17 protein-coding genes, 1 tRNA gene and 2 pseudogenes are annotated in these 18995 nt (G+C 65.0%); 9 read left to right on the top strand and 11 right to left on the bottom strand.

Annotation, left to right across the window (positions count from 1 at the left end; translation table 11 throughout):
- Positions 1-55 precede the first annotated feature (55 nt).
- The 9 genes from ychF to ACWPWO_RS03375 all read right to left on the bottom strand — a co-directional run bounded on the left by ychF (position 56) and on the right by ACWPWO_RS03375 (position 8009).
- Positions 56-1147: a redox-regulated ATPase YchF gene (gene ychF, locus ACWPWO_RS03415; protein WP_454004413.1), complete on the bottom strand. Its 1092-nt coding sequence runs from the start codon at positions 1145-1147 to the stop codon at positions 56-58.
- A 175-nt stretch (positions 1148-1322) separates the two neighbouring features.
- Positions 1323-2141, bottom strand: coding sequence for a CPBP family glutamic-type intramembrane protease (locus ACWPWO_RS03410; RefSeq protein WP_454004411.1), 819 nt, complete (start codon positions 2139-2141; stop codon positions 1323-1325).
- Positions 2142-2144: 3 nt separating this feature from the next.
- Positions 2145-2741 carry an aminoacyl-tRNA hydrolase gene (gene pth, locus ACWPWO_RS03405; protein ID WP_394064100.1) on the bottom strand — a complete coding sequence of 199 codons (597 nt, stop codon included), beginning with the start codon at positions 2739-2741 and terminating at the stop codon, positions 2145-2147.
- A 107-nt stretch (positions 2742-2848) separates the two neighbouring features.
- Positions 2849-3436: a 50S ribosomal protein L25/general stress protein Ctc gene (locus tag ACWPWO_RS03400; RefSeq protein WP_454004408.1), complete on the bottom strand. Its 588-nt coding sequence runs from the start codon at positions 3434-3436 to the stop codon at positions 2849-2851.
- Between the two features lie 91 nt (positions 3437-3527).
- Positions 3528-4478, bottom strand: a complete 951-nt coding sequence (locus ACWPWO_RS03395) for a ribose-phosphate pyrophosphokinase (RefSeq protein WP_454004406.1) — start codon at positions 4476-4478, stop codon at positions 3528-3530.
- Positions 4479-4583: 105 nt separating this feature from the next.
- Positions 4584-4660 (bottom strand) — tRNA-Gln (locus ACWPWO_RS03390).
- Positions 4661-4665: 5 nt separating this feature from the next.
- Positions 4666-5610, bottom strand: coding sequence for a 4-(cytidine 5'-diphospho)-2-C-methyl-D-erythritol kinase (gene ispE, locus ACWPWO_RS03385; protein WP_454004404.1), 945 nt, complete (start codon positions 5608-5610; stop codon positions 4666-4668).
- Between the two features lie 21 nt (positions 5611-5631).
- A complete protein-coding gene (locus ACWPWO_RS03380; RefSeq protein WP_454004402.1) occupies positions 5632-6231 on the bottom strand; it encodes an outer membrane lipoprotein LolB in 600 nt (199 codons plus the stop codon).
- Positions 6228-8009, bottom strand: a complete 1782-nt coding sequence (locus ACWPWO_RS03375; protein ID WP_454004400.1) for a tetratricopeptide repeat protein — start codon at positions 8007-8009, stop codon at positions 6228-6230. Before ACWPWO_RS03375 ends, ACWPWO_RS03380 begins: the two co-directional genes overlap by 4 nt.
- A gap of 86 nt (positions 8010-8095) precedes the next feature.
- Between ACWPWO_RS03375 and mutM the strand changes: the two genes are divergently transcribed.
- The 6 genes and pseudogenes from mutM to fahA all read left to right on the top strand — a co-directional run bounded on the left by mutM (position 8096) and on the right by fahA (position 14580).
- Entirely contained in the window at positions 8096-8923 is an 828-nt protein-coding gene (mutM, locus tag ACWPWO_RS03370; protein ID WP_454004398.1) for a bifunctional DNA-formamidopyrimidine glycosylase/DNA-(apurinic or apyrimidinic site) lyase, read from the top strand.
- A gap of 163 nt (positions 8924-9086) precedes the next feature.
- Entirely contained in the window at positions 9087-10043 is a 957-nt protein-coding gene (locus ACWPWO_RS03365) for an MBL fold metallo-hydrolase (RefSeq protein WP_394064086.1), read from the top strand.
- Positions 10044-10067: 24 nt separating this feature from the next.
- Positions 10068-11739, top strand: a pseudogene (locus ACWPWO_RS03360) (FAD-dependent oxidoreductase).
- Positions 11727-11936 carry a DUF2783 domain-containing protein gene (locus ACWPWO_RS03355; protein ID WP_394064082.1) on the top strand — a complete coding sequence of 70 codons (210 nt, stop codon included), beginning with the start codon at positions 11727-11729 and terminating at the stop codon, positions 11934-11936. The pseudogene ACWPWO_RS03360 and the gene ACWPWO_RS03355 overlap by 13 nt, the downstream one beginning before the upstream one ends.
- A 17-nt stretch (positions 11937-11953) precedes the next feature.
- Complete coding sequence (gene hmgA, locus ACWPWO_RS03350; protein WP_454004395.1) at positions 11954-13258, top strand: homogentisate 1,2-dioxygenase; 1305 nt, start codon at positions 11954-11956, stop codon at positions 13256-13258.
- Positions 13255-14580, top strand: coding sequence for a fumarylacetoacetase (gene fahA, locus ACWPWO_RS03345; RefSeq protein ID WP_454004393.1), 1326 nt, complete (start codon positions 13255-13257; stop codon positions 14578-14580). Before hmgA ends, fahA begins: the two co-directional genes overlap by 4 nt.
- Before the next feature lie 81 nt (positions 14581-14661).
- Here the strand turns inward: fahA and ACWPWO_RS03340 are convergent, their stop codons facing one another.
- A complete protein-coding gene (locus ACWPWO_RS03340; RefSeq protein ID WP_454004391.1) occupies positions 14662-15348 on the bottom strand; it encodes a phosphatase PAP2 family protein in 687 nt (228 codons plus the stop codon).
- 17 nt (positions 15349-15365) lie between these two features.
- A complete protein-coding gene (locus tag ACWPWO_RS03335) occupies positions 15366-16781 on the bottom strand; it encodes an FAD-binding oxidoreductase (protein WP_454004389.1) in 1416 nt (471 codons plus the stop codon).
- 126 nt (positions 16782-16907) lie between these two features.
- Here ACWPWO_RS03335 and ACWPWO_RS03330 point away from each other — a divergent pair, with 126 nt between their 5' ends.
- From ACWPWO_RS03330 to ACWPWO_RS03320, 3 genes and pseudogenes are all read left to right on the top strand, one after another.
- Complete coding sequence (locus ACWPWO_RS03330; RefSeq protein ID WP_454004387.1) at positions 16908-18296, top strand: phosphomannomutase/phosphoglucomutase; 1389 nt, start codon at positions 16908-16910, stop codon at positions 18294-18296.
- A gap of 71 nt (positions 18297-18367) precedes the next feature.
- A pseudogene (locus ACWPWO_RS03325) lies at positions 18368-18544 on the top strand (type II toxin-antitoxin system HigB family toxin); the annotation flags it as partial.
- 3 nt (positions 18545-18547) lie between these two features.
- Positions 18548-18919 (top strand): helix-turn-helix domain-containing protein, encoded by a 372-nt coding sequence (locus tag ACWPWO_RS03320; protein WP_454004385.1) that lies wholly within the window; start codon positions 18548-18550, stop codon positions 18917-18919.
- Positions 18920-18995: the final 76 nt, after the last annotated feature.

Genomic DNA, 18995 nt, shown 5'->3' with positions numbered 1-18995 from the left:
CCGCCTGGGCGGGGGTTGTGCCGACGCGGCAGGAAAGGAAATTGAGCCGATGCGCTCAGACGTTGAACAGGAAGTTCAGCACGTCGCCGTCCTTGACCACGTATTCCTTGCCTTCGGCGCGCATCTTGCCGGCTTCCTTGGCGCCCTGTTCGCCTTTGCAGGCGATGTAGTCGTCGAAGGAGATGGTCTGGGCGCGGATGAAGCCGCGCTCGAAGTCGGTGTGGATGACGCCGGCGGCCTGGGGTGCGGTGTCGCCTACGCGGATGGTCCAGGCGCGCACTTCCTTCGCGCCGGCGGTGAAGTAGGTCTGCAGGCCCAGCAGGCTATAGGCGGCCCGGATGACGCGATTCAGGCCGGGTTCGTCCATGCCCAGGTCGGCCAGGAACTCAACTTTGTCGGCGTCGTCCAGTTCCGCGATCTCCGCCTCCACAGCGGCGCAGACAGCGACCACGGGCGCGCCGTCAGCGGCGGCGTACTTCTGTACGGCTTCCAGGTGCGGGTTGTTGGTGAAGCCGTCTTCCTTGACGTTGGCCACGTACATGGTGGGCTTGGCCGTAATGAAGCCATAGGACTTGATCTGGTGCAGTTCCTCAGCGTCCAGCCTCAAGGAGCGTACAGACTTGCCTTCACCCAGCGCTTGCTGGATGCGTTCCAGCAAAGCGACCAGCTTGGCGGCGTCCTTGTCGCCGGAGCGAGCCAGCTTCTGGTTGCGCTGTACGGCTTTCTCGACCACGGACAGGTCGGCCAGAGCCAGCTCGGTGTTGATGATCTCGATATCAGCCAAGGGATCCACTTTGCCAGCTACGTGGATCACGTTGTCATCGGCAAAGCAACGCACAACGTGCACGGTCGCATCGGTTTCGCGGATATTGGCCAGGAACTGGTTGCCCAGGCCCTCGCCCTTGGATGCGCCCGCCACCAGGCCGGCGATGTCCACGAACTCCACCACGGCGGGCAGGATGCGCTCGGGCTTGACGATGTCGGCCAGCGCCTGCAGGCGATTGTCGGGCACTTCCACCACGCCCACGTTGGGCCCGATGGTGCAGACGGGGTAGTTTTCGGCCGCAATGCCGGCTTTGGTCAGTGCGTTGAACAGAGTGGATTTACCAACGTTGGGCAAGCCAACGATGCCGCATTGCAGTGCCATGAGTATCCTAAAAAACAAAGAGTTATAAAACGATGCGCTATTGTAGCGCCCCTGCGCCGCCGGGGTGAAACCGGCTTGAAGCCGGTTCATGGTCCTGCCAGGATTCCGGCGGTCTCGCCGACGCAGTGGATCCAGGGCGCGAACCGCAACCGGACCGGCCGTCCGGCGTGGATTGCTAGAGTTCCAGCCCGCCGAACAGCTTGAGCAGGCCCATGATGAGCAGCACCGGCCCGCCATTGAAGATCGCATGCAGGACGATAGATGCGCCGATTCCGCGCCGCACCCGCAGCCAGGCCAGCACCAGGCCGGTGACGCATTGCGGCAACACCAGCAGGGGCAGCAGGAACCAGCTCATGTGGTTGAGCTGGAAGTTGTACAGATGCAATGCGCCGAAAGCCAGGGTCAGGGCGTAGAACACCCAGGGAAAGGCCCGCCGGTAGCGCCGCATGGCGCCCAAGCGCCAGGGTCGACCCTGCAAGGCGCCCCACAGGCGCGAGGACCAGCCCGCGCCCGCCGGCAGCGGCGTGCGCGGAAAACCGGTTCGGCGGCTGATCCAGATCGCCAGGCACAGCACCAGCAAGGCCTGCATGGCCCAGGTGGGTCCCTTGAACATGCAGACCAGGGCCAGCGGCACCACTGTCAGCCATTGGGACGGACGGCGCAGGATGAAGCGGAACACCAGTTCCTCGACGACCGGCGCCCAGAATATGGCCTGCGCCCAGGGGATGCGGGTCGGGTCCAGCCTGTGCTGGGCGCCGCCCATGCCGGCGACGGACACCGCGATCGGGCCGAACACCAGCACGTTGACCAGCCACAGCAGGACCGCCCACTGCAGCAGCCGCTTCCAGGGCAAGGGCGCGAACCAGTCCAGCCACCAGCCCTGCCCCATGGGTCGTCCAGGAAAGCGCCGCCCCGCGCGCGGATGGCGCAGGAAGCGGAGGAAATCCCTCAGTTCGTCCCGGAAGCGCAGGCCTGCGATGGCTGGAGGCTTCATTGCTCAGGCCTTCTGGGTGGCGTGCAACTGACGGGTGGCCTGTTCGACATCGCCGCGCAGCAGGGCGGGCATCACGGCCCGGCAGCGCGTGATCACGTCCTCGATGTCCCGCAGCTCGTCCTGGCGCGGATTGTTCAGCACGAAGGCCGCAACCTGCTGGGCCAGGCCCAGGCTGCGCGGATGGCCTATCCCTATGCGCATGCGCCAGAAGTCCGGGCTGCCGAAGGCCGCCTGGATGTCGCGCAGGCCATTATGGCCGGCATGGCCGCCGCCCTTCTTGATCTTGACCTGGCCCGGCAGCAGGTCCAGCTCGTCGTGCAGCACCAGGACCTGCTCGGGCTGCAGCTTGTAGAAGCGCATCAGGGCTCCGGCCGCCTGGCCCGACTTGTTCATGTAGGTGATCGGCTTGGCCAGGATGACGTTCTCGCCCTCGAAGCGCGCCTTGGCCACCCAGGCAAAGAAAGCCTTTTCCAGGTTGAACGTGGCGCGCAGGTCGTCCGCCAGATGGTCGGCCAGCCAGAAGCCGGCGTTGTGGCGGGTGGTTTCATATTCCGGGCCGGGGTTGCCCAGGCCGATGATCAGACGTATGGGAGCAGACATGAAGGAGACAGAAATGAGCGGGCACAAAAAACAAACCCCCGCCAGCATACGCTGACAGGGGTTGGTTCGCCAAGTTCAGGGCCGGCGCAGCCGGCCCGAACCCAGGCTTACTCGGCGGCTTCTTCAGCAGCGGCGCCACTGCCCACGGGCAGGGCTGCTGCCAGCAGGGGGTTGGCTTCGTGGCCGGCGTACTGCAAGCCCAGAGGCAGCTTGATGTTTTCCAGGTGCAGGTTGGCGTTGGCGGTCAGGCCGCCCAGGTCCACGGTGATGGAGGCTGGCAGGCTGCCTGGCAGGCAGGTGATTTCCAGCTCGGTCAGGATGTGGCTGATGACCTGGCCGCTCAGCTTGACGGCAGGAGCGGTATCGCCATTGATGAAGTTCAGGGGAACCTTGGTGGTGATGGCCTGGGAAGCCAGGACGCGCTGGAAGTCCACGTGCAGCACTTGCTGCTTGTAGGGGTGCCATTGCACGGCGCGCAGCAGAACGCTTTCGGTCTTGCCGTCCAGTTCCATGGACAGGATGGAGGCGTGGAAGGCTTCCTTGCGCAGGTTGTGGTAGATCTCGTTGTGATCCAGAGCGATCACGACGGGTTCGGCTTCGCCACCGTAGACGATGGCGGGCACTTGACCGGCGCGACGCAGGCGGCGGCTCGCACCCGAACCCTGTACATCACGCGAAGTAGCGGTGAATTTCATGAGGAACTCCATAGTGCAGGACCGGGTCCTGCGTAAAGCGGTAGCGGACTACCTGGTTGACGCGCGCCGCGACCAGCGCGCGCGAAAAAACTCAATCGGTGAACAGCGAGCTGACCGATTCGGCGTTCGAGATGCGCAGAATAGTCTCGCCCAGCAGCGCCGCACAGGACAGCTGGCGGATCTTGCTGCATTCGCGGGCCTTGGCCGACAGCGGAATGGAGTCGGTCACGACCAGCTCGTTCAACTGGGAATTGGTGATGCGCTCGACGGCTTCGCCGGACAGCACGGGGTGCGTGCAGTAGGCATAGACGGCCTTGGCGCCGCGGTCCTTAAGGGCCTCGGCGGCCTTGCACAGCGTGCCGGCGGTATCGACCATGTCATCCATGATGATGCAGGTGCGGCCGCTGACATCGCCGATGATGTTCATGACTTCGGACACGTTGGCGCGCGGACGGCGCTTGTCGATGATGGCCAGGTCCACTTCCAGCTGCTTGGCCAGGGCGCGGGCCCGCACCACCCCGCCGATGTCGGGGGACACGACCACCAGGTCCTGGTAGTTGCAGCGCCAGATGTCGCCCAGCAGAATGGGCGAGGCGTAGATGTTGTCCACGGGGATGTCGAAGAAGCCCTGGATCTGGTCGGCGTGCAGGTCCATCATCATGACGCGGTCCACGCCCACCACTTGCAGCATGTTGGCCACGACCTTCGCGGAAATGGACACGCGGGCCGAACGCGGACGGCGGTCCTGGCGGGCATAGCCGAAATACGGAATGGCGGCGGTGATGCGGCCGGCGGAGGCGCGGCGCAGGGCATCCACCATGACCATGATTTCCATCAGGTTGTCGTTGGTGGGCGCGCAGGTGGGCTGGAGAACGAAGACATCGCGACCGCGGACGTTTTCGTTGATTTCGACCATTACTTCTCCGTCGGAGAAGCGACCTACTGTCATCTTCCCGAGCGACATGTCAAGGTGGTTGACGACGTCGACAGCAAGGCGAGGATTAGCCGTGCCGGTGAAGATCATGAATCGGTCTTGTGCCATGATATGGAGATAGATTTTGACGCAGGAAAAGCAAAGCTGTTGATCGAAACCCCGTCAAGGAAACGACTCAACAGCTTTACATTATCGCAGGCTAGGCCTGAAAGGTGGCTGGGGAAGAAGGATTCGAACCTTCGCATGCCGGAATCAAAATCCGGTGCCTTAACCAGCTTGGCGATTCCCCAAAAACTCAATCTATCCAGTAGCGTAGTGGATGATCCTGCAATCCCGAACAAACCCAGGTTTGTTCCATCAGCGATGCATCACTATTCGCCGCGCTACCAGCATGATGTATTTTACTGCCGATCCGGCCAATTTCAGCTTGGTGAACCAGGGCTTTACGCTTGTCTTTGCTGCCTCTGCATTCAACAAAGAAGCATGAACCAGAGCCTGTCATTCTAGCATTGAATCCTGAACTGTGCAAGCTATTTTTTAACTTCCGCAGGTTTGGATACAAGTCCAAGGCTACTGATTCCAAGTTGTTCTTGCCAAACAAAGGAATGTTTTCCCCTGCCTGCCAAAAGCGTTCTTGCCAATCAGCAAAGAACGTTATTGTGATGGGTTTTTCGTCCCGCGTCAAGCCCTTTGAGGTAAATATTTCTGCGGTCGAAATGAACTGGGGCGGACGGATGATGACATAGTCGCGCTCGGGCAGCTGGATGGCCTGCAGCTGCTCCCCCACGCCCTGCGCCACTGCGGCCTGCCCGATAACGAAGACGGGCACGTCGGCGCCCAGGGGCAAGGCGATGTCCATCAGGGCTTGGCGGCTCAGTCCCAGGGACCAGAGGCGATTGAGGGCGATCAGCGTGGTGGCGGCATCGCTGGAGCCGCCGCCCATGCCCGCGCCTGACGGGATATGCTTGATGCAGGAAATATCCACGCCCTTGCGGGTTCCGGTCGCCTGCTGCAAGGCCCGCGCCGCCCGCACCACCAGGTCCTGTTCCGGATCCAGGCCGGCCAGTGTGCTGTGCACGCGGCGCACCTGCCCGTCGTCCCTGGGGACGAAGCTCAGGTAGTCGTTCAGATCCACGAAGCGGAATGCCGTCTGCAGGAAGTGATAGCCATCTGGGCGGCGGCCGGTGACATGCAGGAACAGGTTGATCTTGGCCGGAGCCGGTACATCGTAAAGCGCCATGGAGCAGGTCCGTCGGTCGACTTACTGGTCCACGACCAGGCGCACGCTGATGGAGCGGCTGGCCTCGTGGCGGTTGAGCTGCAGCAGGCGCGGGCCTAGCTCGTCGTAGCGGGACAGGCCCACGCGCCAGCCCGTCTGTTCAAAACTGCTCAGGTGCTGTTGTTCGTCCAGGCGCTGCTGCCGGGCCGGGGCGGCGCCGCTGCGGCCGTGCAGCCAGTCGCGCAGGCCCGCCACCGGCACGGGGCTGCCCAGCCCCTGTTCCACCAGCGCATCCGGATGGGACGCGCTTTCCCGGGTGCCGTCGCTGCGCTCCAGGATGGCGCGATCAGGCAGCACCCAGACCCGGGCCAGCGTATTGCCCAGGGGGTTGGTCAGGTCCAGTATCAACTGCCGGCCGTCGTCACGCCAGGCGAATCCGCCCTGCACGGCTTCCACCTGGCCGTTGCCATGCGTGACGCTCAGGGCGAAACGGCCCGCGCGCGACAGGGCCGTGTCGGCCTGTACCTGGCCCGTCTGCGTCGGGACGTCGATTTTCTGGGGAGTGGCGCAAGCGGCCAGCAAGGCCGTCAGGGCCAGGGCGCCCAGGCCGGGCCAACGGCGCAACGGGAATGAAGCAATCACGGCAAAACGACTCCGAGACGTTTGATGGTTTCCAGCAGGGTGCGGTTCTGCGCGTCCTTGGCCAGTCCGGCGCGGAACACCAGCATGGCGTCGTTGCGGCGGCCCTTCGCCCAGAGCACTTCACCCAGGTGGGCGGCCACATCGGCCTCGGGCAGTTTCTCGTAAGAGCGTTGCAGATACTCCAGCGCCGCCTGCAGATCGCCGATGCGAAACAGGTACCAGCCCACGCTGTCCAGTATGTATGGATTGTCGGGCTCCAGTTCCATGGCGCGCTCGAGCAGATCCTGAGCCTCTTCGAGGTTGCGGTTCTGGTCGGCGAAGGTATAGCCCAAGGCATTGTAGGCATTGGCGTTGTCGGGCCGCAGTTCGATCACGCGCCGCATCAGGGTTTCGAACTGATCGGTCTTGGCACGCTGCTCGTACAGCATGGCCAGGTTGTACTTGATCTCGGCGCTGTCGGGCAGTTCGCGGTCGGCGCGCTCCAGGGTTTCCAGCGCCTGGTCGGTACGCCCGCTGTCCTGGTAGATGGAAGAATAGGTCAAGGCGACCACGACCTGGTCGTTGCGGTCGCGCGGACGGGAGGTTTCCAGCGTGCGCCGCGCCTGCGGCAAGTTGCCCTGCCGCGCCTGCAGCACGGCCTTGTGGACCTGGGCCTGGAAGCGCAAGCCGGGTTCTTCGATCAGGTCCAGTTGCCGGATGGCTTCGTTCAGGTCGCCCTGGGCCTCGGCGATCTGCACGAGCGACAGGCGCGCCTCGGAAATGCTGGCCAGCGCGGTGCTGGCGTCATCGTGCAGGGACTGGCGGCGTTGCTGCTGGACATTGATATATTCTTCAAGCAGACGCCGCGCGTCGTCGTACTGCTTGGCGCGGGTATGAATCTCCGCCTGCGTGTACAGCAAGTCGAAATCCTCGGGCGCCGCGCGCTGCAGATCGGCGACGATGGCCAGGGCCTCGTCGAACTGCTGGCGCTCCACCAGGCGGTTGGCCAGCAGCAACTGCAGCTTGCGGCTGTCTGGGTTGTCGCGCACGAAGCGGCGGGCGCTGTCCAGGGCCGCTGATGGATTGACCTTGATGCCGTATTCGAGCACGCGCTGGGCGGCCGCTTCCAGGTGCGGGTCCAGGCGCAGGGCCTCGCGGGCCTCGCGCTCGGCGCGCACCGGGTCTTCCGCGTTCCAGGCCGTATCGGCCAGGGCCAGGTGAGCGATGGGCAGCTTGCGCACCGGCTCGCGCAAAGCCTTGTCCAGGACCTCCAGCGCGAGGCGGCGGTCCACCATCTTGCTGACGATGCCCATGGCCTGCACGATGGCCTGCTCCTTGTCCTGGGCGCGGGAGATGCGGATCCACAAGGCGTCCGCCAGGCCTTCGGTCTGGCCGTTGGATGCTTCCAGCGCCAGGGCCGTGGCCTTGGCCTCGGGATCCTGGGGCGCCAGCAGGGCCCATTCCTTGGCGGCGCGCAAGGCGCGCGGCAGGTTGCGGTCGGCCATGGAATACTGGAAGGCGCTCTGGGCGAAGCGGGGGTCGCTGGTGTCGCGCGCCAGCCCCAGGAAGGTCTGGCTGGCCACGTCGAATTCGCCGCGCGAAGCGGCCACTTCGGCCACCAGGATGCGATACAAAATGTCGGGTGTCAGCCCGACCAGGGGCAGTTGCCCGCTGCGCAGGCGGATGGTGTCGGCAGGCGGCTCCGCCTTGATGATAGGAAGCGATTTCTGTGCTTGCGCCGGAACCGCTGCAAGCAACGACGTCAGGCCCAACAAAAGTGTTAAGGTCAGAGCATTCATCCAGAAAAACCCGCGCCCTTGCGCGCGTGACAAGACGCCCGATGGCACAATAAAGGAATCAGATTTGTTGATGGTATCACCCCCCCATGCCTGAACTGCCAGAAGTTGAAACAACCCGTCGCGGAATTGCGACGGTCGTCAACGGAAAAATCGTCCGACAATTCCTGATTCACGAACCTCGCCTGCGCTGGCCGGTTCCCGGCCAGTTGCCGCAATGGATACAGGGCCGGGCCGTGCTGGGTTGCGAGCGCCGCGGCAAATACCTGTTGCTGCGCTTCGAGCAGGGCGTGCAGATCGTCCACCTGGGCATGTCCGGCTCGCTGCGTCGCGTGGCCCTGGACGAGCCTCGGCGCAAGCACGACCATGCGGAATGGCTGTTCGACGATGCACGCTTCCTGCTGCACGATCCGCGGCGTTTTGGAGCCATATTATGGCATGAGCATGCCAGCGGCCCCCTGGAAGAGCACCCGCTGATCCGTACCCTGGGCATGGAGCCGTTCGATCCGCTCTTCACTCCCGCCTACCTGCATCGTCACCTGCAGGGCCGGCGCATGGCCATCAAGCAGGCACTGCTCGGGGGCAAGATCGTCGTCGGAGTGGGCAACATTTATGCATCCGAATCCCTGTTCCTGGCCGGCATCCACCCGGAGACGCCCGCCGGCGACCTGTCCCTGCACCGCTGCGAGAAACTGCACGCCGCCATCCTGGTCACCTTGCAAGCGGCGCTGGACTCGGGCGGCAGCACGCTGCGCGACTACGTGAACGCCAACGGCGCGCCCGGCGCGTACTTCGACATACACGCCAATGTGTACGAGCGCGCCGGCCAGGCCTGCCCGCGCTGCCGCCAGCCCATCAAACGCATCGTCCAGGGCCAGCGCGCCACCTACTATTGCTCGCGCTGCCAGCGGCGCTAGGCAAGCCTCCCCTCACATCCACCCTCATGCCGTCCGCCCGGCAGGTCGGCGCGCGCCCAGCCTGCCGGCGTCCCGTCCGTGGACATTCAGGTATTCACCTATATCGAATCAATTAACCATAAACTAATCTAAGGACATCCTCTCTTACTGTGGAGTCCTCTTCATGAGCAAGTCCTTCGCCTCGCACAACGACCTGGAAGACAAGGTCGTCTCCTTCGAGAAACTGTCCGACAACGCCTACGCCTACACGGCCGAGGGCGACCCCAACACCGGCATCATCATCGGCGACGAAGCCATCATGGTGATAGACACGCAGGCCACCCCGGTGATGGCCCAGGACGTGATCCGACGCATCCGCGAAGTCAGCGACAAGCCCATCCGCTACATCCTGCTGTCCCACTACCATGCCGTGCGCGTGCTGGGCGCCTCCGCCTACGATGCCCAGGAGATCCTGGCCAGCCGCGACACCTACGACCTGATCGTGGAGCGCGGCGAACAGGACAAGGCCAGCGAGATCGGCCGCTTTCCGCGCCTGTTCCGCAACGTCGAATCCATCCCGCCCGGCCTGACCTGGCCCACCATGACATTCCAGGGCCACATGACGGTGGACCTGGGCAATCTGGAGGTGCACCTGATGCAGGTGGGCCGCGGCCACACCAAGGGCGACACCATCGCCTGGCTGCCCGAACAGCGCATCCTGTTCGCCGGCGACCTGGTCGAATACCAGTCCACGCCCTACGCCGGGGACTGCTACTTCCGCGAATGGCCCCGAACGCTGGATCGCCTGGCCGAATTCAAGGCCGAGAAGATGGTGCCCGGACGCGGCCCGGCCCTCAAGAATGCCGGCGAAGTGCGCCAGGCCCTGGCCGGCACCCGCGCCTTTCTGACCGACCTGTATTCCTGCGTCTACCAGGGCGTGACGGCCGGCAAGGACCTCAAGACCATCTACCGTGAAACCTACGACTTCATGAAGCCGCGCTACGCAGACTGGGTCATCTTCGACCACTGCATGCCTTTTGACGTGGCCCGCGCCTACGACGAAGTCAATGGCCACGAGCACCCGCAGATCTGGACCGCCGAACGCGACCTGGAGATGTGGAAGCAGCTCGAAGGCCAGTAAGGCGCGCCGCCAGGGAGAATGGATATGGGAGACATCGATTACCAGACCCTGGAGCTCGCGCAGGCCGCCCGGCCCGACGCCCACATGCGACACGAGATCGTGGTGGTCGGCGCCGGCCCGGTGGGCCTCACGCTGGCCCTGGACCTGGCGGACAAGGGGCATCGCGTGCTCATCCTGGACGATGACACCAGCCTGTCCAAGGGTTCGCGCGCCATCTGCTTTGCTAAACGCACGCTGGACATCTGGGACCGGCTGGGCGTGGGCGCGCGCATGATGGCCAAAGGCGTGTCCTGGAACGTAGGCAAGGTCTTCTTCCGCGACCAGGAAGTGGAGCTTCAACCTGCGCCCCGAAGAAGGGCACCAGCGGCCGGCTTTCATCAATCTGCAGCAATACTATTGCGAAGGCTATCTGTACGAGGCCGTGCGCGAGCAGCCCCTGATCGAGCTGCGTTCCGGCCACAAGGTCACGGACCTGCAGAACCGCCCCGACGGCGTGCAGCTGACCGTGCAGACGGCCGACGGCGACTACACCCTGGAAGCCGACTGGCTGCTCGCCTGCGACGGCTCGCGCTCGAGCATGCGCCGCAGCCTGGGCCTGACCAGCAGCGGGCGCATCTTCAAGGACCGGTTCCTGATCGCCGACGTGCGCATGCAGGCGGACTTCCCGGCCGAACGCTGGTTCTGGTTCGATCCGCCCTTCCACCCCAACCAGTCCGTGCTGCTGCACAGCCAGCCGGACAATGTCTGGCGCATCGACTTCCAGCTGGGCTGGGACGCCGACCCGGTGGAGGCCGTCAAGCCGGAGAACGTGATTCCCCGCATCCAGGCCCTGCTGGGCGCCGACACGGCGTTCGAACTGGAGTGGGTCAGCATCTACACCTTCGCCTGCGAGCGCATGGAGCGCTTCCGCCATGGGCGCGTCCTGTTCGCCGGCGACTCGGCCCACCGGGTCTCGCCTTTCGGGGCGCGGGGCGCCAACAGCGGGATCCAGGACGCGGACAACCTGGCCTGGAAACTGGACCTGGTGCTGAACGGCCAAGCTCCGGAAGGATTGCTGGACAGTTACGCAGAGGAGCGCGAGTCCGCCGCTGACGAGAACATCCGCCACTCCAGCCGCTCCACCGACTTCATCACGCCCAAGAGCGAGATCAGCCGCCTGTTCCGCGATGCCGTCCTGATCCTGGCGCGCCGCCACGCCTTCGCGCGCGCCCTGGTGAACAGCGGCCGCCTGTCCCTGCCCAGCGCCTACCTGGACAGCCGACTCAATACGCCCGACCAGGATACCTTTGCCGCCACGGCGCCCCCGCCCGGAGCCTGCGTGCCCGACGCCCCCGTACAGCACCTGGGACGCGAGGCCTGGTGGCTGCCGCACCTGGGACCGGGCTTCACGCTGGTGGAGTTCGCGCCGGCCGAGGCGCGCAACGAAACGCTGCTGGACGAGTTGATCGCGCAGGGACTGCTGACCCGCCTGCGTGTCTGGCCGGCCGGCACGCCGCCCGAACAGGCCGGCTCCGACCTGATCGACGCACAGGACCTGCTGCGCCGACGCTACGACGCCGTCCCCGGCACCTGCTACCTGGTCCGGCCCGACCAGCATTTGTGCGCCCGCTGGCGCGCCCTGGACGGCGCCGCGGTACTGGCCGCCCTGCGCAAAGCCTGCGGCCATCTCCTGGAGACACCCGAATGCCTGCACTGAACACCACCCAGCCCATGGACCGGGCCGACGATTTCTATGAACGGCTCATCGACGCCCACCAGGGGCTGAGCACGGCGCAGAGCCATGCCATGAATGCCGCCCTGGTCCTTTTGCTGTGCAATCATATTGGTTCGATGGACGTGATCGCCCAGGCCCTGGACGCGGCCCGCCAGGCCTGCCTGGAACAGACCGCCTGAACCCCGGAGACCCCGAAATGAGCTCATTGAATTACCAGATCGGTTTTGGCAACGCCTTCGCCACCGAAGCCCTGCCCGGCGCCCTGCCCGTGGGGCGCAATTCTCCGCAACGCTGCCCCTACGGCCTGTATGCCGAACAATTGTCGGGCACGGCCTTCACCAGCCCGCGCGCCGAGAACCGCCGCTCCTGGCTGTACCGCATCCGCCCCAGCGCGCGCCAGGGCGCTTTCACCGCCTTCGAAGGCGCGCCGCGCTGGACGGAAGACTTCGGCCAAGGTCCGACCAATCCCAACCGGCTGCGCTGGAATCCCTTGCCGCTGCCCGCCGGCCCCACGGACTTCCTGGCCGGCGTACACACCTGGGCCGGCAACGGCGGCAGCGGCGAACAAAGCGGCATAGGCATACACCTGTACGCCATCAACCAGTCCATGGGACGGCGCGTGTTCTACAACGCTGATGCCGAAATGCTCTTCGTGCCCGAGCAGGGCCGCCTGCGCCTGGTCAGCGAGCTGGGCATCATGGAGATCGAGCCCTGCGAGATCGCCGTCATGCCGCGCGGCGTGCGTTTCAAAGTGGAGATCCTGGACGAGGCGGCGCGCGGCTACCTGCTGGAGAACTTCGGCGCGCCGCTGCGCCTGCCCGAACTGGGCCCCATCGGCTCCAACGGGCTGGCCAATGCACGCGACTTCAAGACGCCCGTGGCCTGGTACGAGGACGTGTCCGAACCGCACGAGCTGGTGGCCAAGTTCACCGGCGGCTTCTGGGTCGCCCAGCTGTCGCACTCCCCGCTGGATGTGGTGGCCTGGCACGGCACGCACGCCCCCTACAAGTACGATCTGCGCGACTTCAATGTGATCGGCTCCATCAGCTACGACCACCCCGATCCCTGCATCTTCACGGTGCTGACCTCGCCGTCGGACACCCCCGGCACCGCCAATCTGGACTTCGCCATCTTCCCGCCGCGCATCCTGGCCATGGAGAACACTTTCCGTCCGCCCTGGTTCCACCGCAACTTCGCCAGCGAGTTCATGGGCCTGATACAAGGGGTGTACGATGCCAAGGCGGACGGCTTTGCGCCCGGCGGCGCCAGCCTGCACAATTGCATGAGCCCCCACGGCCCGGACGCCGGCACCTTCGAGAAGGACAGCCAGGCGGACCTGAGCCGGGCGGACTACCTGCGCAACACCATGGCCTTCATGTTCGAGACGCGCAAGGTGATCCGCCCCACTCGCCAGGCCCTGGAAAGCGGCAGCCTGCAGGCCAACTATGACGCCGTCTGGGACGGACTGGAAAAACACTTCTCTACGGAACACAAGGCATGACGAGCACTTTGCTGAACGACACCCACGATCCGGCGCTGCAAAGCTGGGCGCCGGGCGCCCACGACCCCGACAACGGCCTCCCCATCCAGAACCTGCCCTTCGCCGTGGCGCGCCGCCGCGGCAGCCAGGAGGACTTCCGCGTCATGACGGCCATCGGCCCCTATGCGCTGGACCTGGGCCTGCTGGCCTGCGACACGCCCTGGCACGGGCTGGCCGCGCAGGCCCTGGCGGCCTGCGCCAATCCCGCCCTCAATCCCCTGATGGCGCTGGGCCACGAACACTGGAGCGCGCTGCGCGCCGCCCTTTCGCACGACCTGCGCAGCGGCGCGGCGGCCGAATCGCGTCTGCGCGCCCTGCTGATCGAACGCGACCACCTGGAATACAAGCTGCCGGCGCAGATCGGCGACTACACCGACTTCTACATTTCCATCCACCACGCCACGGCCGTGGGCAAGCAGTTCCGCCCCGACGCTCCGCTGCTGCCCAACTACAAGTGGGTGCCCATCGGCTACCACGGCCGCGCCTCCAGCCTGGCCGTATCGGGCCAGCAGTTCCCTCGTCCGCTGGGCCAGACGCGCCCGCCCGAAGGCCAGGCCGAGCCCGGCTTCGGTCCGTGCCAGCGACTGGACTTCGAGCTGGAAATGGGCATTTTCATCGGCCAGGGCAATCCCTCCGGCCACCGCATCCCCATCTCGCAGGCGGACAAGCATGTGTTTGGCCTGTGCCTGCTGAACGACTGGTCGGCGCGCGACCTGCAAGCCTGGGAATACCAGCCGCTGGGCCCCTTCCTGGCCAAGAACTTCGCCTCCACGATTTCCCCGTGGGTGGTCACCCTGGAGGCCCTGGCGCCGTTCCGGCGCGGTTTCAGCCGCCCCGACACCGATCCGCAACCCTTGTCCTACCTGCAGGACGAGGCCAACCAGCGCAGCGGCGTGCTGGACGTGGAGCTGGAGGCCTACCTGAGCACCGAGCAGTCCCGCCAGCAAGGCCGCGAGCCCGCCCTGCTGTCGCGCAGCAACTTCAAGGAAGCCTACTGGACGGTGTCGCAACTGGTCGCGCACCACACCGTCAACGGCTGCAACCTGCAGACCGGCGACCTGCTGGGCACCGGCACCCTGTCGGGGCCGGACAAAGGCCAGGAAGGCTCGCTGCTGGAAATGAACCAGGGAGGCAAGCATCCCATCTCCCTGCCCTGGGGCGAGCAGCGCACCTTCCTCCAGGACCAGGACGAGATCATCCTGAAAGCGCAATGCCGCAAGCAAGGCTACCCCACCCTGTCCTTCGGCGAATGCGCCGGCCGGGTGCTGCCCGCCCTGCTCTGACTGCGCGGACCGCACAATGAAAAAAACCGCTCGATTCCCATCGAGCGGTTTTTTCATGCCTGGCTGGCGGCGCAGCGGCTTTCAGTGCGCCAGGCGCCTATGAAGGGCCCACCGGTGCAGGCCATAGAACAAGGCGCAGCCATACAGGCCCAGCACCGCGCAGGAAGCGATGACCTGGCTCAGGAAATGGTAGCCCTGCACGATGCGCAGGAAACCGAACAGCAGGCCGGCGCACAGGCCCAGGACCAGGCCCGTCCAGGCCAGCCCTTTGCGCCCCAGCATGCTGCCCACGAAAAACAAGGCCAGCAAAGCAAAGCCCGACGCTGCATGCGCGCTGGGCAAGGCATTGCCCGCCTGGGCCAGCGAATGCGTCCAGAAATACGGCGGCATGACCTCGGTCCCGTTGAACATGTCCAGGTTCAAAGGCCTGGGCATAGCCGTCAAATGCTTGAATACGCCGGCCAGCAAAGGCCCGCTGCCCATGAACAACGCCGCTCCCGCCCAGGCCACGCGGCGCTGCGAGCGCGCCGGCTGCTTCCATGCCACCAGGGCCAGGAGCGCCGCTCCGCCAAAGGGCACGAACCACACGAGGCGGCGCCCGAAGAAATCAATGAAGGGCTGATGCTGCAAGGGGAACGCGCGCGCATGCGCATCATAGAAATGCGCGCTCAGCGCCAGGTCCGGCGTGGAGTACAGCAACATCCAGGCCACGACGGCCACGATGGCGAACAGGCCGGCGCTCCAGCCCACGTAACGATGAAACTTCATGACTTCGACCTGCTTGTTCAGTCCGGCAAGACCTTGCCGGGGTTCATGATGCCCAGCGGATCCAGGGCGGTCTTGATGCGTTGCATCAGCGCCAGCTCCACCGGATCCTTGTAGCGCGGCAGGAGATTGCGCTTGAGCTGTCCCACGCCGTGCTCGGCGCTGATGGAACCGTGAAAGCGATGCACGCTGTCGTGCACCAGCGTATAGATGTCGTCCTGGCGCTGCAGCAATTGCTCCTCCGTGAACGCCGTGCCGCGCGCCACGTTGTAATGCAGATTGCCGTCGCCCAGGTGACCGAACGTCACATTCTCGATGCCCGGGAAAGCGGCCTGCAGCGCCGCGTTGGTATCGTTGACGAATTGCGCCATCAGGGACACGGGTATGGAGACATCATGCTTGATGCTCTTGCCATAGGCTTTCTCCGCCAGCGGAATGCTCTCGCGCAGATGCCACAAGGCCTTGCTCTGCGCCAGGCTCTCGGCGATGACGGCATCCTGCACCAGCCCAAGTTCCAGTGCTTCGCCGATCACGCTTTCGAACCGCTCGCGGGCGTGCTCCAGGCTTTCGCTATCCGACAGCTCCAGCAGGGCGTACCAGGGAGCCTGGGCCGATTCGCCTTGGAATGGCATGCGCTGGTCCGGGTAGCAGGCGACCACCGCTTGCAGGCAATTGCCGGCGATCAGCTCGAAGCCCGTCAGCGAGGCGGCCAGGCCGCCTCGCGCCAGCGACAGCACCTTGACCGCGTCCTCGATGGACTCCAGCGCCAGCAGCGCCGTGCAGCCGGCCACGGGCAGGGGATACAGCTTCAGCGTGGCGGCCGTGATGATGCCCAGCGTGCCTTCACTGCCGATGAACAGATTGCGCAGGTCGTAGCCGGTATTGTCCTTGCGCAGGCCGTGCAGGCCGTGCAGGATGTCGCCCTGCGCCGTCACGACCTCCAGCCCCAGGGCCAGGTCGCGCGCATTGCCGTAGCGCAGCACCTGCGTGCCGCCGGCATTGGTCGCCAGATTGCCGCCTATCGTGCAGCTGCCTTCGGCGGCCAGGCTCAAGGGGAAGAGACGGTCATGGTCGCGCGCCGTCTGCTGCACGTTCTGCAGGATGCAGCCGGCCTCGACGACCATAGTGTCATTGTCCGTGTCCACGCTGCGAATCGCGTTCAGGCGTTCCAGCGACAGCACCAGGGCGGCGCCGCTGGCGTCCGGAGTGGCGCCGCCGCACAGGCCGGTGTTGCCGCCTTGCGGGACGATGGGCACGCGATGCCGCGCGCACAGGCGCACCACCCGGGCCACTTCCTCGGTGTCGCCCGGCCGCGCCACGGCCAGCGCGGCGCCCTTGTAGCGCCCGCGCCAGTCTTCCAGATACTGTTGCATGGCCTCGCCGGTCAGCACGTGCCGCTCGCCGATGTTGCTCTGGAGTTCCTGTAGAAAAGTCATGACCCTGACCACTCTGAAAAAAACGGGGATGCACGCTGCAGGCAGCGCTTGAGGCACTAATGGTAACTCACGGAGCCGCAGGCATTCAGGCTAAACTGTTTCTTTCTCATTCACCGAGGATCTGACGTGACCCTGCATTCCGCTCTGCCCGACGCCGTCTTCAAAGCCTACGATATCCGCGGCACCGTCCCCGAGCAGCTCAACCCCGATTTCGCCCGGCTGCTGGGCCTGGCCCTGGCGGCCAGCGCGCGCGAGCAGGGCGTGGGTGCCCTGGTGGTGGGCTATGACGGCCGCCACAGCAGTCCGGCCCTGTCGGCCGCGCTGCAGGATGGCATCAACGCAGGCGGCATAGCCACGGTGGACCTGGGCATGGTGCCCACCCCGGTGGTCTACTTCGCGGCCAATGTGCTGCGGACCGGCTCGGGCGTGGCCATCACCGGCAGCCACAATCCGCCCAATTACAACGGCTTCAAGATGATGATGGCCGGCAGGACCCTGCATGGCGCGGATATCCAGGCCCTCAAGAAACGCATCCAGGCCGGCGTGCAGCCCGCCGCCCAGCCCGGCGCGCGCGAAGCCCGCGACCTGCTGGACCAGTACGTGGCCGCCATCGCCGAACGCGTCAAGCTGGCCCGCCCCATGAGGATCGCCCTGGACTGCGGCAACGGCGTGGGCGGCGTGGTGGCCGAGCGCCTGTTCAAGGCCTTGGGCTGCGACGTGGACGTACTGTTCGGTGAAGTCGACGGCAGCTTCCCCAACCACCACCCTGATCCGGCCGAGCCCCACAACCTGGAAGACTTGATCCGCCACGTGCAGAACACGGACTGCGAGCTGGGCCTGGCCTTCGACGGCGACGCGGACCGCCTGGGCGTGGTCACCCGCTCGGGCCAGATCATCTGGCCCGACCGCCAGCTGATCCTCTACGCGCGCGACATCCTGCAGCGCGAGCCCGGCGCCACCATCATCTTCGACGTGAAGTGCAGCCGCCACGTGGCGCTGGAGATCGCCAAGGCCGGCGGCCAGCCGCTGATGTGGCAGACCGGCCATTCGCTGATCAAGGCCAAGCTGGCCGAAACGGGCGCCCCGCTGGCCGGCGAGATGAGCGGCCACGTCTTCTTCAAGGAACGCTGGTACGGTTTCGATGACGGCCTGCACACCGGCGCGCGCCTGCTGGAGATCCTCTCGCGCAGCGACACCCCTCCGGCCGAGCTGGAAGCCCTGCCACAGGACCAGTCCACGCCCGAACTGAAGCTGCCGCTGGCCGAAGGCGAACCCCACGCCCTGATCGCCCGCCTGCAACAGGACGGCCGCTTCCCCACGTCGCAGAGCATCAACACCATCGACGGCGTGCGGGCGGAATACGCCGACGGCTTCGGCCTGGCCCGCGCCTCCAACACCACGCCTGTCATCGTGCTGCGCTTCGAAGCCCAATCCGCGGAAGCCCTGCAGCGCATCCAGGGCGAATTCCGCGCCGCCCTGCTGGCGCTCAAGCCCGACGCCGCGCTGCCGTTCTGAATGGCTGCGATGAAGGTGCAGCCCTGCTCCCCCATCAAAAAATCCATCAATAATCAGGACAGGGCTCTTAAGCGCAGTACCGCAGCGCCAATGTGCTGAAAAATCGGCGCGTCGTATTCAACATCAAGGGCAATGACTACCGCCTGATCGTTGCCGTTGCCTACAAACTGAGCATCGTCTATATCAAGTTCATTGGAACCCATGCTGAATACGACAAGATAGACGCCGAAACTGTAGAAATGGAGTGAACCATGGAGATCCGTCCAATCCGCACTGAAGCAGACTACAAGGCTGCGCTCAAGATAATCTCCCACCTCATGGAGAACGACCCCGACGTCGGCACGCCTGACGGAGACCACCTGGACGTTCTGGTTACACTCGTACAAGCCTATGAAGCCAAGAACTTCCCAATCGACCTTCCTGATCCTGTCGAAGCCATCAAGTTCAGGATGGATCAAGCAGGTCTGACTGCGAAAGACTTGGAACCCATGATCGGTCAACGCAACAGGGTATATGAAATACTCAACCGCAAACGGTCACTCACGCTCCCAATGATCTGGAAGCTGCATAAGAGCCTTGGGATTCCTGCTGACAATCTAATCCAACCGCCAGTCCACGCTTGACCAGACGTGCCTAGTTGATCGGTTCATCCCCGCTTGCGCGGGGAACACAGTACAACGTCAATTGTCGTGTAGAGCA

The organism is Alcaligenes sp. Marseille-Q7550, from assembly GCF_965112015.1.
The sequence above is the reverse complement of the archived record's forward strand: the minus strand, read 5'-3'. Positions and strand labels throughout refer to the sequence as shown.